This window comes from Streptococcus sp. SGI.013 (assembly GCF_050315295.1).
GTDB lineage: Bacteria > Bacillota > Bacilli > Lactobacillales > Streptococcaceae > Streptococcus > Streptococcus porcorum.
This window is the reverse complement of sequence record NZ_JBNPOS010000009.1, coordinates 12,651-28,203: the sequence shown is the minus strand read 5'-3', so window position 1 is coordinate 28,203 and position 15,553 is coordinate 12,651. Positions and strand designations below refer to the sequence as shown.

13 protein-coding genes and 1 pseudogene are annotated in these 15,553 nt (G+C 38.5%); 9 read left to right on the top strand and 5 right to left on the bottom strand.

From position 1 onward, the window contains the following. The first annotated feature begins 3 nt into the window (after positions 1–3). Positions 4–1,956, top strand: a complete 1,953-nt coding sequence (gene thrS / locus ACQRDX_RS03780) for a threonine--tRNA ligase (protein WP_427894506.1) — start codon at positions 4–6, stop codon at positions 1,954–1,956. A gap of 205 nt (positions 1,957–2,161) precedes the next feature. Beyond that, entirely contained in the window at positions 2,162–3,160 is a 999-nt protein-coding gene (locus ACQRDX_RS03775) for a DUF3114 domain-containing protein (protein WP_427894508.1), read from the top strand. A 16-nt stretch (positions 3,161–3,176) separates the two neighbouring features. Here the strand turns inward: ACQRDX_RS03775 and ACQRDX_RS03770 are convergent, their stop codons facing one another. Beyond that, positions 3,177–3,458: an ABC transporter substrate-binding protein gene (locus tag ACQRDX_RS03770; RefSeq protein ID WP_427894510.1), complete on the bottom strand. Its 282-nt coding sequence runs from the start codon at positions 3,456–3,458 to the stop codon at positions 3,177–3,179. Positions 3,459–3,528: 70 nt separating this feature from the next. Here ACQRDX_RS03770 and tnpA point away from each other — a divergent pair. Further along, positions 3,529–4,001 (top strand): annotated as a pseudogene (tnpA, locus tag ACQRDX_RS03765) (IS200/IS605 family transposase). Positions 4,002–4,254: 253 nt separating this feature from the next. Next, positions 4,255–5,040, top strand: coding sequence for an ABC transporter ATP-binding protein (locus ACQRDX_RS03760; protein WP_427894512.1), 786 nt, complete (start codon positions 4,255–4,257; stop codon positions 5,038–5,040). Positions 5,041–5,094: 54 nt separating this feature from the next. On the opposite strand, the gene ACQRDX_RS03755 is transcribed toward ACQRDX_RS03760, so the two are convergent. From ACQRDX_RS03755 to ACQRDX_RS03740, 4 genes are read right to left on the bottom strand one after another with little or no spacing between them, the layout of a single operon-like run. Continuing rightward, the gene (locus ACQRDX_RS03755) at positions 5,095–5,745 is read right to left on the bottom strand and encodes an amino acid ABC transporter permease (protein ID WP_427894514.1); all 651 of its coding nucleotides are present in this window, start codon (positions 5,743–5,745) and stop codon (positions 5,095–5,097) included. A gap of 17 nt (positions 5,746–5,762) precedes the next feature. Further along, entirely contained in the window at positions 5,763–6,464 is a 702-nt protein-coding gene (locus ACQRDX_RS03750) for an amino acid ABC transporter permease (RefSeq protein ID WP_427894516.1), read from the bottom strand. 14 nt (positions 6,465–6,478) lie between these two features. Continuing rightward, on the bottom strand, positions 6,479–7,291 hold the full coding sequence (locus tag ACQRDX_RS03745; protein ID WP_354369882.1) for a transporter substrate-binding domain-containing protein: 813 nt from the start codon (positions 7,289–7,291) through the stop codon (positions 6,479–6,481). Between the two features lie 10 nt (positions 7,292–7,301). Further along, entirely contained in the window at positions 7,302–8,066 is a 765-nt protein-coding gene (locus ACQRDX_RS03740; RefSeq protein ID WP_354369883.1) for an amino acid ABC transporter ATP-binding protein, read from the bottom strand. A gap of 218 nt (positions 8,067–8,284) precedes the next feature. On the opposite strand from ACQRDX_RS03740, the gene yycF reads away from it, so the two are divergent. The 5 genes from yycF to smc all read left to right on the top strand — a co-directional run bounded on the left by yycF (position 8,285) and on the right by smc (position 15,530). Continuing rightward, positions 8,285–8,995: a response regulator YycF gene (gene yycF, locus ACQRDX_RS03735; RefSeq protein WP_354369884.1), complete on the top strand. Its 711-nt coding sequence runs from the start codon at positions 8,285–8,287 to the stop codon at positions 8,993–8,995. Further along, positions 8,988–10,340: a cell wall metabolism sensor histidine kinase VicK gene (gene vicK, locus ACQRDX_RS03730; RefSeq protein WP_427894519.1), complete on the top strand. Its 1,353-nt coding sequence runs from the start codon at positions 8,988–8,990 to the stop codon at positions 10,338–10,340. The genes yycF and vicK overlap by 8 nt, the downstream gene beginning before the upstream one ends. After that, a complete protein-coding gene (locus tag ACQRDX_RS03725) occupies positions 10,341–11,162 on the top strand; it encodes an MBL fold metallo-hydrolase (RefSeq protein WP_427894521.1) in 822 nt (273 codons plus the stop codon). Positions 11,163–11,308: 146 nt separating this feature from the next. Further along, on the top strand, positions 11,309–12,001 hold the full coding sequence (rnc, locus tag ACQRDX_RS03720; protein WP_354368668.1) for a ribonuclease III: 693 nt from the start codon (positions 11,309–11,311) through the stop codon (positions 11,999–12,001). Position 12,002: 1 nt separating this feature from the next. After that, complete coding sequence (smc, locus tag ACQRDX_RS03715) at positions 12,003–15,530, top strand: chromosome segregation protein SMC (protein WP_427894524.1); 3,528 nt, start codon at positions 12,003–12,005, stop codon at positions 15,528–15,530. The last annotated feature ends 23 nt before the right edge of the window (positions 15,531–15,553 follow it).

The window sequence follows — 15,553 nt, the reverse complement described above, 5'->3', positions numbered from 1 at the left end:
AATATGCTTAAAATTACTTTCCCAGATGGTGCTGTTCGTGAGTACCAAGCTGGCGTGACAACTTTTGAAATTGCTGAGAGCATCAGCAAGTCTTTGGCGAAAAAGGCGCTTGCTGGTAAGTTCAATGGTAAATTGATTGACACCACTCGTGCTATTGAAGAGGATGGCACGCTTGAAATCGTAACGCCTGATCATGAGGATGCCTTGGATATTTTGCGTCACTCAGCGGCTCACTTATTTGCTCAAGCGGCTCGCCGTCATTTTCCAAATATTAAGCTAGGGGTTGGTCCAGCTATTCAGGATGGTTTTTATTACGATACGGATAACAGCGAAGGGCAAATCTCAAATGAAGATTTGGCAAAAATTGAAGATGAAATGCGTCAAATTGTTAAGGAAAATTTCCCATCAGAACGCCGTGAAGTTTCAAAAGACGAGGCGCGTGAGATTTTTAAAAATGATCCCTACAAGCTTGAGTTGATTGAGGAACATTCTGATGATGAAGGTGGTTTGACCATCTATACCCAGGGTGAATATGTTGATCTCTGCCGTGGGCCACACGTTCCGTCAACAGGTCGTATTCAAGTTTTCCAACTCCTAAATGTTGCGGGTGCTTACTGGCGTGGTAAGAGTGAAAATCCAATGATGCAACGTGTTTATGGGACAGCTTGGTTTGACAAAAAAGACCTTAAAAAATACATTCAAATGCGTGAAGAAGCTAAAGAGCGTGACCACCGTAAACTTGGTAAGGAATTGGATCTCTTTATGATTAGCCAAGAAGTTGGTCAAGGTTTGCCATTCTGGTTGCCAAATGGAGCAACTATCCGTCGTACCTTGGAGCGCTACATCACAGATAAAGAATTAGCCTCAGGTTACCAGCACGTTTACACACCACCATTGGCTTCTGTTGAGCTCTACAAGACTTCAGGTCACTGGGAGCATTATTCAGAAGACATGTTCCCAACCATGGACATGGGTGATGGTGAGGAGTTTGTGCTACGTCCGATGAACTGCCCGCACCACATCCAAGTCTATAAAAACCATGTGCGTTCTTACCGTGAATTGCCTGTGCGTATTGCGGAGCTGGGTATGATGCACCGCTATGAAAAATCTGGATCTCTTACTGGTTTGCAGCGAGTGCGTGAGATGACACTTAACGATGGTCATATTTTTGTCACACCTGAGCAAATCCAAGAAGAGTTCAAAAAAGCTCTCCAGTTGATTATCGATGTGTACGCAGATTTCAACCTCAACGACTATCGTTTCCGCCTCTCTTATCGTGACCCAGAGGATAAAGAAAAGTACTATGACAATGATGAGATGTGGGAAAATGCCCAACGTATGTTGAAGGGTGCCATGGATGAAATGGGCGTGGACTACTTCGAAGCAGAAGGTGAAGCGGCTTTCTATGGTCCGAAATTGGATATCCAAGTGAAAACTGCCCTTGGTAATGAAGAAACCCTATCAACTATTCAGTTGGACTTCCTCTTGCCAGAACGTTTTGGTTTGACCTATATTGGTGCTGATGGTGAAGAGCACCGCCCAGTTATGATTCACCGTGGTGTTATCTCGACTATGGAACGCTTCACTGCCATCTTGATTGAAACCTATAAGGGTGCTTTCCCAACTTGGTTGGCGCCAACCCAAGTAACACTTATTCCAGTGTCAAATGAAGCTCACACGGATTATGCTTGGGAGGTTGCCAAACGTTTGCGTGATCATGGTGTCCGTGCAGAAGTGGATGAGCGTAATGAGAAAATGCAATTCAAGATTCGTGCCTCACAGACCAGCAAAATTCCATACCAGCTCATTGTTGGTGATAAGGAAATGGAAGATAATGCAGTCAACGTCCGTCGTTATGGTAGCAAACAGACACATACTGAATCAGTTGACGAGTTTGTGAACACGATTTTAGCGGATATTGCCCGTAAATCTCGTGTGACTTCTGAGGACGATTAACCACAGAAAAAAAGCTAATAAAATCATATTTAGATTGAAGAAGTAGTCCTTTATGGAATACTTTTCTTCAATCTATTTTTATTACGGTTTATCCCTAGTAACCAAAAATGTTTAGCAGGCTTGAAATGGTGAGAGCTAATGAAGGATTTTTTACTTTTTTTGTGAAAAGCTTTATAATGAAAATAAGTGATTCGGGAGGGAAGTTTTGAGAAATTTACTGAAACAAAAACAGATTCTTAAGTGTTTGTTAGACTATGGTTGGCCACCAAACTTGGTTTCTACTTTTTTTGATCATTATCGGCATCACGAATATTTTGAGGAGGTGATGTTGGTTGGCTCTCCTTCCTTTAATGCTCTTTGGGATCTAGCGCAACCTCGATCTTCAAAAGAAGCCAAGAATTTACTTCAAATTTTGCTTAAACAGCTAGATTTTCCAGAAGAATTATCAGGAAAAGATGAGGAAGTGAGACAATTATTGAGAGGTTTTTCATCCGATTTATCACCTCATGATAGGTTTTGGAAAAGCTTGGCACAATGTGTTCAGTTAGCCTTTCCTAAGGAGAGTTTAAGTCAACAGGGGCTTTTAGAAAAAAAGATACATCAATGTCGTTATCTGATTTCTCTTCAACAATCTCAGTGGGTTAGAGACCACTATGGTAAAGAAACTCAAACCGATCGTGAAGCCCTCTTGTCTTATCTAAAGAGTGTAAAAATAAAGTCTCCATATTTGAGAAGACGGCAACCTTATACGTTTAAAGAGTCTTCTCGACTACACAATAAATTAGCCATAAAAAATGGTCAGCTTTATTATCCAGATGGAAAATCTCAGATAAACCTTAAAATCTTGCTTGATTTTCATACGGAGTTTATTCTATCTCAGGATGGGGATTTTCTTGATGTTATGACTCCACAAAAACAGACAGAAAATGGTGTGATTAATGGAGCTAGTTTTAATTATGCCTATCGAAATGATGCTTTACATCGAGCATTGGATGTCCATCCTATTGAGCATCATGATCCCTTGTTTCGAAAAAAAACTTGTCACGGTTTTCGCTCTCCCAAACTAGTCTTTTCTATTGGTCAAAAAGATTGGGAGAGAAGTTATTTTAATCGCAAAGGTCTCTACGCCCAATCGGGCAAATCCCTTGAAAAATGTGTCAGAGAAAAAGGAAAACAAATGAAAAAGCTACTCAATCAGATTTGATTGGGTAGCTTTTGCGCTAGTTTATCCAGTTATCTTCAATTTGATCCATAATCTTCTCTTGAGAAACGACACCAAATCCTAGCATCCAAGTGGAATAGTCCGCATAGATAACTTTTTTATTTTTGACGGCAGTCAGGTCTTGCCAGATAGCTGATTCTTTGACTTTGTCTTCTAGTAAGTCTTTACTATCAGCTTGGACAATCATCAAATCAGGGTTCAGCTCTTTTATTATGGCTTCGAGCCAGTTTTTCTCGTAGAGAAAAACAAGAAAACCACCAGCATAGCTGGTGGCTGACAAGGCTTTGAGCTTCCATTTCTTTTTCCTGTTATAATCTAATTGTTCAGGTTAGATAAAGGAGGAAAAAGAAATGGCTAAAACCAGTTACAGTTTATCACATACCAAATGGATGTGCAAATATCACATAGTTTTCACACCTAAGTACCGGAGAAAATCCATTTACTACAAAATTAGACAGGACTTAATTGATATTTTCCGTCATCTATGTCAATACAAAGGCGTGGAAATCATTGAGGGACACATGATGCCAGACCATGTTCATATGCTTGTCTTGATACCTCCGAAACTTTCGATTTCCGATTTTATGGGATATTTGAAAAGCAAAAGTGCTCTAATGATATTTGATAAACACGCTAATTTAAAATATAAGTATGGAAATCGAAAGTTTTGGGGCAGAGGCTACTATGTTAGTACCGTTGGGCTGAACGAAAAGACAGTTGCGAAATACATTCGCGATCAGGAGAAAAATGACATTGCACTTGATTCTTGAGTGTCAAAGAGTATGAAGATCCATTTTCAGATGGCAGTTTTAGAACAAGATAAAAGCCCGTTGTTACAGGCATTAGTCAAGTAATTATAGCACTAACCTGAACGAAGTTCAGCGAACGTCTTTAGATGTCGCTGGAGAGAAACGGCTTATAGCCGGTGTACAAGCCACCCGTTTTCACGGGTGGTTATGACTAAGTGATTTATTAGCTCACTATGCTTTTTCTACTGTTTTACCAACTAATATTTTTCTTGGATTTTTTGGTGCTCTAGGATTTATCATTATTTTATTGAAAAGAAGGAGTGAATAATGGGGATTTCAGTCTCAAACCTCAATTTTTTCTACGACAAAAAACAAATTTTACAGGATATTTCTCTTGAAATAGAAGAGGGGCAACTCATTGCTTTGATTGGACCAAATGGATCAGGGAAATCAACTTTATTAAAGAGTATGCTACATTTAGAAAAACCAACATCTGGTTTCACCTGCATTGACGGTGCTAAGATTGATCGGTTGAGCCACCAGGAGAGGGCGAAAGTTGTCGCTTTTTTATCGCAATTTCCTAACCTTCAAGACCATATGACAGTCGAAGATTTAGTAGGTCTAGGCCGACAGCATAATAAACGTCTGTTTTCCTCATTGAGTGGTGAGGATTTAGAATTATGTCGAAAAGCTATTGACTGGGTTGATATGACATCTTATCAAAAGTCATCTGTTTTATCTTTAAGTGGTGGACAAAAGCAGCGTGCTTTTTTAGCAATGGTTTTGGCACAGGATACGAAGTATATCTTTCTTGATGAGCCAACATCCTATCTAGACATTCATCATCAAATTGAGTTCATAGAGTTATTGAAAAGATTGCAAAAAGAATATCATAAAACCATTGTGCTAGTCTTACATGATCTTTCTCTTGTTTCTAAATATGCTGACTACATTATTACTTTAAAAGAGGGACAGATTTATTCTGCAGGCAAGGTCAAGCAAGTCTTCACAGAAGAGATGTTATGGGACGTTTTTCGAGTTTGTGCAACCATTTGTCCTATAAAAGATAGTAGCCAGATGATGAGTTATGATTTTAGAAGGAGATCAGAATAAGAAAAAATATCGCATAAAAAATAAGCTAGGTCACTATGTGACCTAGCTTATTTTTTATACAGCACTTTTTTCCCAGCGTTTTGCCAGTCGGCGTGAAAGGCTTGAGATAATAAAGTTAATCACAAAGTAAGTTAAAGCGACCAAACCATAAAGTGTAAAGACTTGTTCTGGTTCAAAGTAACGCCCCATCAAAATTTGGCTCTTACCAAATAGCTCTTGCAAAGCAATAACAGAATAAAGGAAGGACGTATCCTTTATAACGGTTACAAACTGTGAAATAATAGCTGGTAACATTTTGCGGATGGCTTGTGGGAAGATAATGATGGTGAAGATTTGAAAAGTAGTAAAACCTTGAGATAGCCCTGCCTCTGTTTGTCCGTGATCAACAGCGTTTAATCCCCCACGGATAATCTCAGCTAAAGCAGCAGAGGTGAAAACGGTAAAGGAGATAATCCCAGCTGGAACCGATTTGACTTGGAAAACCAAGAAGATAATAAAAATCCATAAGAGGTTAGGGACATTGCGGACAAACTCAATGTAGATACTAGCTAGGATACGTAAGATGGGATTTTTCCCATTACGCATAACAGCTAGAATTGTTCCAAATATTGTTGACAAAACGATAGCAACAAATGAGATATAAAGTGTTAGCCCTAGGCCTTGTAATAGGAAGCTTAGGTTCGATGCTTTAAAAATATCTGACATAGTAACTCCTTCCTATTTTATAAGCTATAGGCTTTTTTATTAGCTTCTTCTTTACGACGTGCCCACGTAGCAAGTGGGAAGCACATAATGAAGTAAAGAATAGCAGCGCCTGCAAATGCTGGAACGTAGTTTGTGGTATCAAAGGACCATGTTTTAGCGACAAACATAATATCAGCACCAGAAATAATAGCGACCGTTGCGGTATTTTTAATCAAATTAACCACTTGATTGGTCAGTGGTGGGAGAATTGTTCGAACAGCTTGAGGGATAATAATGAGGCGCATGGTATCTGCATAGGTGAAGCCCTGTGATAAAGCAGCTTCTGTTTGTCCCTTGGGAACAGCCTCAATTCCTGAACGGAAGACCTCAGCGATATAAGCACCATGGTAAAGTCCGACACAAATAACACCTGTAAAGAAAGCTGAAATCATAATAGCACCATCTGATAAAATGGCTAAACCATAATAAACAAAGACAAATTGTACCAAAAGTGGTGTATTTTGGAAAAATTCAACATAGATGCGTGATAAAATCTGTAAGAATTTATTTTTACTTGAAGACATAGCAGCAAACACGATACCAAGTACCATGGAAAGTGCTAGTGCCCCAATAGATAACCCTAAGGTATAAAGGAATCCTTTTGCGAATTCTCCAAAGTTTTGAAAAAATTCAACCCAACGAGACAGTGCAAAAGGTCCTGCAACAGTTAAAAAAGTCATATTACCTCCTATTTTTATTCCGTTGGCTCAGCGGATTTTAGTCCATATTTAGCTTGGATTTTTTCTAGACTACCATCATCTGACCATTTCTCAATGAGGGTGTTGATGTATTGAATAACCTCTGTGTTGGATTTTTTGGTTGCAATACCATATTCTTGTGTGTTGAAACCTTCATCTAAGATTTTAGTTTTGCTGCTGACATAACCTGACAAGATGGATTTGTCCACCGAAAAGGCTTGAATACGGTTGGCATAAAGTGAAATAGCTAACTCAGGATAAGATCCCAATTCAGCAAATTTAAAGGAAATCCCTTGTTCTTCAGCATAAAGCTTGAGGTTGGCTTTTGTGGTTGATCCTTGTGCGACACCGATAGTTTTACCATCTAGGTCTTTACTTGATGAAATTCCTGAATCCTTATTAACGAGGAAACCAATTTGGTCATAGTAATAAGGGGCTGAGAAATTGTAAGATTCTTGACGCTCAGGTGTGATCGTGAAAGTTGCAATGATAATATCTACCTGTCCGTTATCCATCAAGGGTTCACGAGTCTGAGCAGTTACAGGGGTGAATTGGATTTTTACACCAATAGCTTTAGCAATTTTTCGTGCAATATCAACTTCCATTCCTTCATACTGATTAGTCTCAGAGTTAAGGTAGCCAAAGTTTGGAACATCTTGTTTAACCCCTACACGTAGCACACCAGATTCTTTAATTTTTTGAACTTGACTTGGCAAGGTGTCTGCACTTACTGTTGAAAAAGAAAGGGTGAAGACTATAAAAGCTACTGCAATCGCAAGGAGGTTAAGGAAAAAAGAGTTTTTCTTCATCGTTGTCCTCCTAATCTTCTTTCACTTTATCACTAGTGTGGTTAATAATTTTGCTTAGGAATTGTTGAGCACGAGGCTCTTTTGGATGGTTGAAGAAACCTTCAATATCAGTAGTATCTTCTAAGATCTCCCCGTCTGCCATAAAGATAATGCGATCAGCGACCTCACGGGCAAATCCCATTTCATGTGTCACAACAACCATGTTCATTCCACCTTTTGCCAGTTTTTGCATGACAGTGAGGACATCTCCGATAGTCTCTGGGTCAAGGGCTGAGGTTGGTTCATCGAAAAGAAGAAGCTCAGGCTTCATCGCAAGCCCACGTGCGATAGCGACACGTTGTTTTTGTCCACCAGATAACATGCCTGGGTAAGAATCTTTACGATCCCACATATTAACGTAGGTAAGGTACTTTTCAGCAATAGCAATGGCTTCCTTAGGATCCATACCCAGTACTTTGATAGGAGCTAGGGTTACATTTTCCAAAACGGTCTTATGTGGATAAAGATTGAAATGTTGAAAAACCATTCCGACTTCTTTACGAAGGGCAACTAGTTCCTTAGCTGAAGCATTAGCTAGCTCATGCCCATTTACTTTTAAGCTTCCTGTTTCAATAGATTCTAAGGCATTCATGGTGCGAATGAGAGTCGATTTTCCTGATCCGGAAGGACCTAGTAAAACAACCACTTGTCCTTTTTCAATCTCAAGATTGATGTTTCTGAGTGCATGGTAGTCACCATAGTATTTTTCGACATTTTTATATTCAATAAGTGCCATTTTATCCTCCTTGGTGATTGAGTCTATAGGACTGAATCAATAATTCTTTGTTAGCTTTTCTAACATGTACTTAATAGCTTATCACAAACTTAAAAAAATGTCAAATTTGTCAGAAAATTCTGCACTTGTAAACGTTTGAGGTGTCTGAAAAAAGCTAGAATTTCCAACTTTTACCAAAATTTGATATAATTTTATAAAAAGAATAGGTGAGAAAAAATATGAAAAAAATATTGGTCGTTGATGACGAAAAACCAATTTCGGATATTATTAAATTCAACCTCTCTAAGGAGGGTTATGATGTTCTTACAGCCTTTGATGGAAAAGAAGCTTTAGAGCAGTTTGAGGTGGAAAAACCTGATTTGATTATTCTAGATTTGATGTTACCAGAAATTGATGGTTTAGAAGTGGCAAAGGAAATTCGTAAAACAAGCCATGTGCCTATTATTATGCTGTCAGCTAAAGATAGTGAGTTTGATAAGGTTATTGGACTTGAGATTGGTGCAGATGACTATGTCACCAAACCTTTTTCTAATCGTGAGTTGCAGGCGCGTGTTAAAGCCCATCTTCGTCGAACAGACAATCTCGGCGCACAAATTCAAGAAGAGGCCAGTGCTAAAGAAAGTAATAATCTTGTTGTCGGAAACCTTGAGATTGTTCCAGATGCCTTTATTGCCAAAAAACATGGTGAAGAAGTAGAGCTTACCCATCGTGAGTTTGAGTTGTTACATCATTTAGCGACACATATGGGGCAAGTGATGACGCGCGAGCATTTGCTTGAGACGGTTTGGGGATATGACTATTTTGGGGATGTTCGAACAGTTGATGTTACGATTCGTCGTTTGCGTGAAAAGATTGAAGATACACCGAGTCGTCCAGAATATATTTTGACGCGTCGTGGTGTAGGGTATTTCATGAAGTCTTATGATTGAGTTTATCAAACGTATTATTTTTAATTGGAATTTTTGGTTCCTTGTTCTTTTGTTTCTCTTTTTATTTTATTTTATTTATCTTTTGATTCGAAGCTATAAGTTTAATCAACAATTAAAGCAGTTGAACCAAAAAGTGACAGCTTTAATTTCAGGGGATTATTCGGATGTCTTGACGTTAAAAGGCTCTTCTAGTTTAGTTGACTTGTCTTCTAGTATCAATGATTTATCAGATGTCTTTCGCATGACGCATGAAAATTTGGCGCAGGAAAAGAATCGTCTCTCTAGCATTTTAGCTTATATGAGTGATGGTGTGTTAGCTACAGATCGTCGTGGAAAAATTATAATGATCAATGCTATGGCACAGAGTCAATTAGGACTTGATAAGGATCAAGCTTTGGAATTAAATGTTTTGGATATCCTTGGTGAGACGTCAGATTATACCTATCATGAACTGTTATCAAAGACACCTGAGGTGACCTTGACACGTCAAAATGAGTTTGGAGAATGGATTAGCTTACGCATCAATTTTGCTCTTATCAAACGGGAAAGTGGTTTTATTTCAGGTTTAGTTGCGGTTTTACATGATACAACTGAACAAGAAAAAGAAGAACGTGAGCGCAGGCTATTTGTCTCAAACGTCAGTCATGAACTTCGAACACCATTGACATCTGTTAAATCCTACTTAGAAGCTCTAGATGACGGTGCTTTGACGGAGGCGGTGGCGCCTAGCTTTATTCGTGTGTCTCTTGATGAGACCAACCGCATGATGCGAATGATATCAGATTTACTAAGCTTATCACGTATTGATAATGATAATAGTCAGCTTGATGTCGAATTAACGAATTTTACTGCCTTTATGACTTATGTGTTGAATCGTTTTGATCAGATTAAAAGTCAGCAAACAATTGAAGGTAAGCACTATGATATCGTTCGAGAGTATCCTATTTCACCCATTTGGATTGAGATTGATAATGATAAGATGACCCAGGTTTTAGATAATATCTTAAACAATGCTATCAAGTATTCTCCAGATGGTGGTAAAATAACTGTTGGAATGAAGACAACTGATACTCAGCTGATTATTTCTATAGCCGATGAGGGCTTAGGGATTCCTAAAAAAGATTTACCTCTAATTTTTGATCGCTTTTACCGTGTGGATAAGGCAAGAAGTCGTGCTCAAGGAGGGACTGGTTTAGGACTGGCTATCGCTAAGGAAATTATTAAACAACATAGAGGCTTTATTTGGGCAAAGAGCGAGTACGGAAAAGGCTCTACCTTTACCATAGTCCTGCCATATGATAAAGAAAGTGTCGCTGTAGATAATTGGGATGAAGAAGAGGAGTAAATGACAACAAGCGGATTAACAAGCGGATTTAAGTATAGTATTTTAGCATCAGGATCAACAGGTAATTCCTTTTATTTGGAGACTCCTAAAAAGCGGATTTTAGTAGATGCAGGCTTGTCTGGTAAAAAGATTACCAGTCTTTTGGCAGAAATTGGGAGAGATCCTAAAGATTTAGATGCCATCTTGGTAACCCATGAGCACAAAGACCATATCCATGGTGTAGGAGTGCTAGCGCGTAAATATCACTTAGATATCTATGCTAATGAAAAAACTTGGCAAGTGATGGATGAACAAAATATGTTGGGAAAAATTGCAGTTGAGCAAAAGCATATTTTTGAACGAGGTAAAGTCTTAACTTTTGGTGATGTGGATATTGAAAGTTTTGGAGTCAGCCATGATGCTGTGGATCCCCAATTTTATCGTTTCATGAAAGATGATAAAAGTTTTGTGATGCTAACGGATACGGGATATGTGAGTGATAGAATGGCTGGGATTATTGAAAATGCAGATGCTTATCTCATTGAATCCAATCATGATGTTGAAATCCTACGTTCAGGGATGTACCCTTGGAAATTAAAGCAACGTATCTTATCAGATAAAGGACACTTATCAAATGAAGACGGTGCAGGAACTATGATACGCACTATTGGCAATAAAACTAAAAAAATTTATCTTGGACACCTTAGTAAAGAAAATAACATTAAGGAGTTAGCCCATATGACCATGGAAAATAATCTCTTACAAGCTGATTTTGCTGTGGGAAAAGATTTTCAGGTTTATGATACTTCCCCTGATAGTGCAACTCCCCTTAGTCTTATTTAATTGTAAAGTAAAATGTTTGAAAGACTCTTTCAAACATTTTTTATTTGTTAAAACAGATAGTAGTCCCTACTTTTCTTTATAGTCAGCTAGTATGAATTTTGATATAATGGTAAGATGATTGATGATGTTAATTAGAAAGGATAGTCATGCAACTGTTAATTCAAAAACTAAAGCAAGATTTTGGCATCGTATTTAAAGATCTCTCTTTACTTGAGACAGCCTTTACCCATACGAGTTATGCTAATGAACACCGCCTCCTAAATATTTCACATAATGAGCGTCTGGAATTTTTAGGAGACGCTGTTCTGCAACTGATTATCTCTCAATATCTTTTTGCAGCCTACCCTAAAAAAGCTGAGGGTGATCTCTCAAAAATGCGCTCGATGATTGTTCGTGAAGAGAGCTTGGCAGGATTTTCTATTTCATGCGGATTTGATCAGTTTATCAAACTTGGAAAAGGTGAGGAAAAGTCAGGTGGGAGACAACGCGCAACGATCCTAGGTGATTTATTTGAAGCCTTTTTGGGTGCCGTTTTACTGGATCAAGGTGTTGAGGTTGTGAAAGATTTTCTTTATCAAGTGATGATACCAGAGGTTGAAGCTGGAAATTATCAGCGCGTCACAGATTATAAGACCAAACTTCAAGAGTATTTGCAGATAGAAGGAGAAGTTAAGATTTCCTATCAAGTTTTTCGTGAAATTGGTCCTGCACATGCTAAATTGTTTGAAGTAAAAGTTGTGGTTGATGGACAAGAGGTCGCACAAGGAAGTGGAAAGTCAAAAAAATCAGCTGAACAAGCAGCAGCTAAGGCCGCTTTGGAGATTTTAACAAGAGGGTAAAATGTACTTAAAATCAATTGAAATGCAAGGTTTCAAATCATTTGCAGATAAGACCTTAATTGACTTTGATCAAGGGGTTACGGCTGTTGTTGGACCCAATGGTTCAGGAAAAAGTAATATTACAGAGAGTTTAAGATGGGCTTTGGGAGAATCGAGTGCAAAGAGTCTTCGAGGTGGCAAGATGCCTGACGTTATTTTTGCAGGAACTCAAGGACGAAAAGCTCTTAACTTTGCAAGTGTTGCCGTTACCTTAGATAATTCTGATCATTTTATCAAACAAGCCTCGGATTTAATCCGAATAGAACGTCACATTTATCGAAATGGTGATAGTGATTATTTGATTGATGGGAAAAAGGTTCGGTTGCGAGATATTCATGAGTTGTTTATGGACACTGGTTTAGGTCGTGATTCTTTTTCTATCATTTCTCAAGGTCGTGTGGAATCGATTTTTAACAGTAAGCCTGAGGAAAGACGAGCAATTTTTGAAGAAGCGGCTGGTGTTTTGAAATATAAGACACGTAAAAAAGAAACAGAATCAAAACTTAATCAGACTCAAGATAACTTGGATCGTCTAGAAGATATTATTTATGAATTGGATCTTCAATTAAAGCCGCTTAAACAACAAGCAGAAACAGCAAAACAATTTTTAATTTTAGAAAAAGAGAGAAAACAACTCGATTTAGATTTGCTGATTTATCAAATAGAAGACCAGAAACAAAAGCAGGCTAAACTTGAGTTGGAACTCAAAGATGCTCAAGAAACGCTGGATGCTTATTATGCGGAGAAAGCCGAGTTAGATCAGGACTATCATCTTTTAAAAAAAGATAGACAAGATCTAGCGGAGCAAATCAAAACCTGTCAAGAAAAATGGCAGGATACTACTAAAACAGTGAGCGAGTTAGATAAAGAAGCTGCTTTATTGGCACTTGAATCAAGTCAAACTGAAGAAAAAAGAGCTGATGCTTTAAAAGAGTTAGAGGTTTTGAAAGAGGATAAAAACCAGCTTGATCAAGACTTAACAGCAAAGCAAGCAACGATTGATCAAGTGGAGGCCCAACTTAAAGAAGTTGAGCGAGATATTCAAAGTCTTAAACAAAAGTTGGCACGTTTTGATCAAAATCCTGATCAGGTTTTAGAGCAGCTAAGAGATGAATTTGTCGATTTGATGCAAACAGAGGCTGATCAGAAAACCCTTTTGACACAAGTGGAGACAGATCTTAAAAGCTATCAAGAAACTCAAAACACTCAATCAGCAGAAACTGAAAAGTTAAATTCAGAAATCTTAAGTTTAACTCAACAAACTCAAGTTGCCTTGAAGAGTTACCAGTCTGCAAAACAACAAGTTGAAGATTTGCTCGAAGACTATCAAAACAAGTCACAAGAGGTGTTAAGACTAGAGGAAGTTTATAAAGAAAAACAAGCTCAGATGTTTCATCAGATGGATCAGATTAAACACAAAGAAGCAAGGCAAGAAAGTTTAAAACAGATCCAAAAAAGCCATAGTCAATTTTATGCGGGTGTCAGGGCTGTTCTAAAGGCTAGTCATGAGTTAGATGGCATTATAGGAGCGGTTAGTGAGCATCTTAGTTTTGCGCCATCTTATCAGACAGCCTTAGAGATTGCGTTGGGGGCTAGTAGTCAACATATTATCGTTGAAGACGAGTCTGCTGCGAAACGTTCGATTCAATTTTTACAAAAAAGTCGTCAGGGAAGAGCCACTTTTTTACCATTAACAACCATTAAGCCACGTTACTTATCAGATGAGGTTATTAATCAGTTATCGCGTCTTTCAGGTTTTATTGGTTTAGCAAGTGAGTTAGTAACCTACGATGCTGCTTTGTCGGCGATTTTCAAAAATTTACTAGGGACAACGGCTATTTTTCAAACTATTGACCAAGCCAATCAAGCGGCGCGTGAATTGCGCTATCAGGTGAGGATAGTGACCCTAGATGGCAGTGAGATTCGACCAGGTGGTGTTTTTTCTGGCGGAAGTAGGAGACAACAAAATCCAACTTTTATTAAACCAGAACTTGATCAATTAAAACAAGACATCACGGCCTTATCAGTAGATCTATTAGGATTGGAGCAAGAGGTAGCTAGCCTCAAGCAAACGTTAGATGGAGCTCGTCAAGGATTGGAAAATCTAAAACAAGCAGGAGATCAAGCTAGGTTATTAGAGCAAAAAGAGGAGCTACAGTATCAGCAGTTGTCGGGGCGATTGTCTGATTTAGAATTGGCTTTTTCAAAGTTAGTTCCAAAAGATAATCACTTAAGAGAGAAAGGGTTACTGGAGCAAAAAGCACAGTTGCATCAAGACTTGGAAAATATCCAAAAACAAAAAGAAGAACTTCAAAAAGAGATGCATCAGCTTAAAGAAAATAAGGAAAGTCTAACGAAAGAGCTGTCAGATGTCAGTCAGTTATTAAATGAGCGGCAGTTGAGTGAGCGAGAATTAGCGAATACTTTAAAATTTGAATCAGCCAATTTCTCTAGACTAGAGTTAGATTTGGAGCAGGCGGTGTCCAAGATCCAAGAGCTAGAGGCTTTTCTGGAAGCCAGTCATCAGCTATCTTCTGAAAATTTACCTGATTTAGAGGAAAAGATAAGGCATTTTAAAACTCAAGCTGATCGCCTACAACAAGATAGCATTAAGTTGCAGTTTGAGTTAGAGGATACTGAAGCTCAGCTAGAAGAAATTGAGGAGAAGCTAACTAGTCTAGGTCAAAAAAATGACACCTTTATCCGTAATCAAGCGGCTTTGGAAACAGAATTAAAGGGTAGTATTAGTCAGTTGCAACAGTTAGGGCATCGCTTAATTACTGATTATCAAAAATCATATGATGAAGCTAAGCAGGCTGCCCAGTTTGTTGAAAATAGTAGCGTTGCCAAACAACGTTTGATTGATTTGGAGCGCTTTATTAAAGATTTGGGTCCGATCAATTTAGAGGCTGTTGAGCAATCTGAGGAAGTTAGCCAACGTTTGAGTTTTCTTAGCAGTCAAAAATCGGATCTTGTTCAGGCTAAGACCATGTTACTAGATACTATTTCAGACATGGATGCTGAGGTTAAGGAACGCTTTACCACCACCTTTGAGGCCATTCGTGATAATTTTAAGCAGACTTTTAGAAGTATGTTTGGAGGTGGGGCTGCAGATTTGATTTTGACGAGCTCAGATCTTCTCACAGCAGGAGTAGAGATATCAGTTCAACCACCAGGCAAGAAAATTCAGTCACTGAATCTCATGAGTGGAGGAGAGAAAGCACTCTCTGCTTTGGCCCTTCTTTTTGCCATCATCAAGGTCAAAACCATTCCTTTTGTCATCTTAGATGAGGTTGAGGCAGCTCTAGATGAGGCCAATGTGAAGCGTTTTGGAGATTATCTCAATCGCTTTGATAAGTCTAGTCAGTTTATTGTCGTGACCCATCGCAAAGGGACTATGGCGGCAGCAGATAGTATTTATGGTGTTACTATGCAAGAATCAGGGGTGTCTAAATTAGTTTCAGTCAAATTGAAAGATGTAGCCACCTAAAAAAATGATGATACAAATAGCCT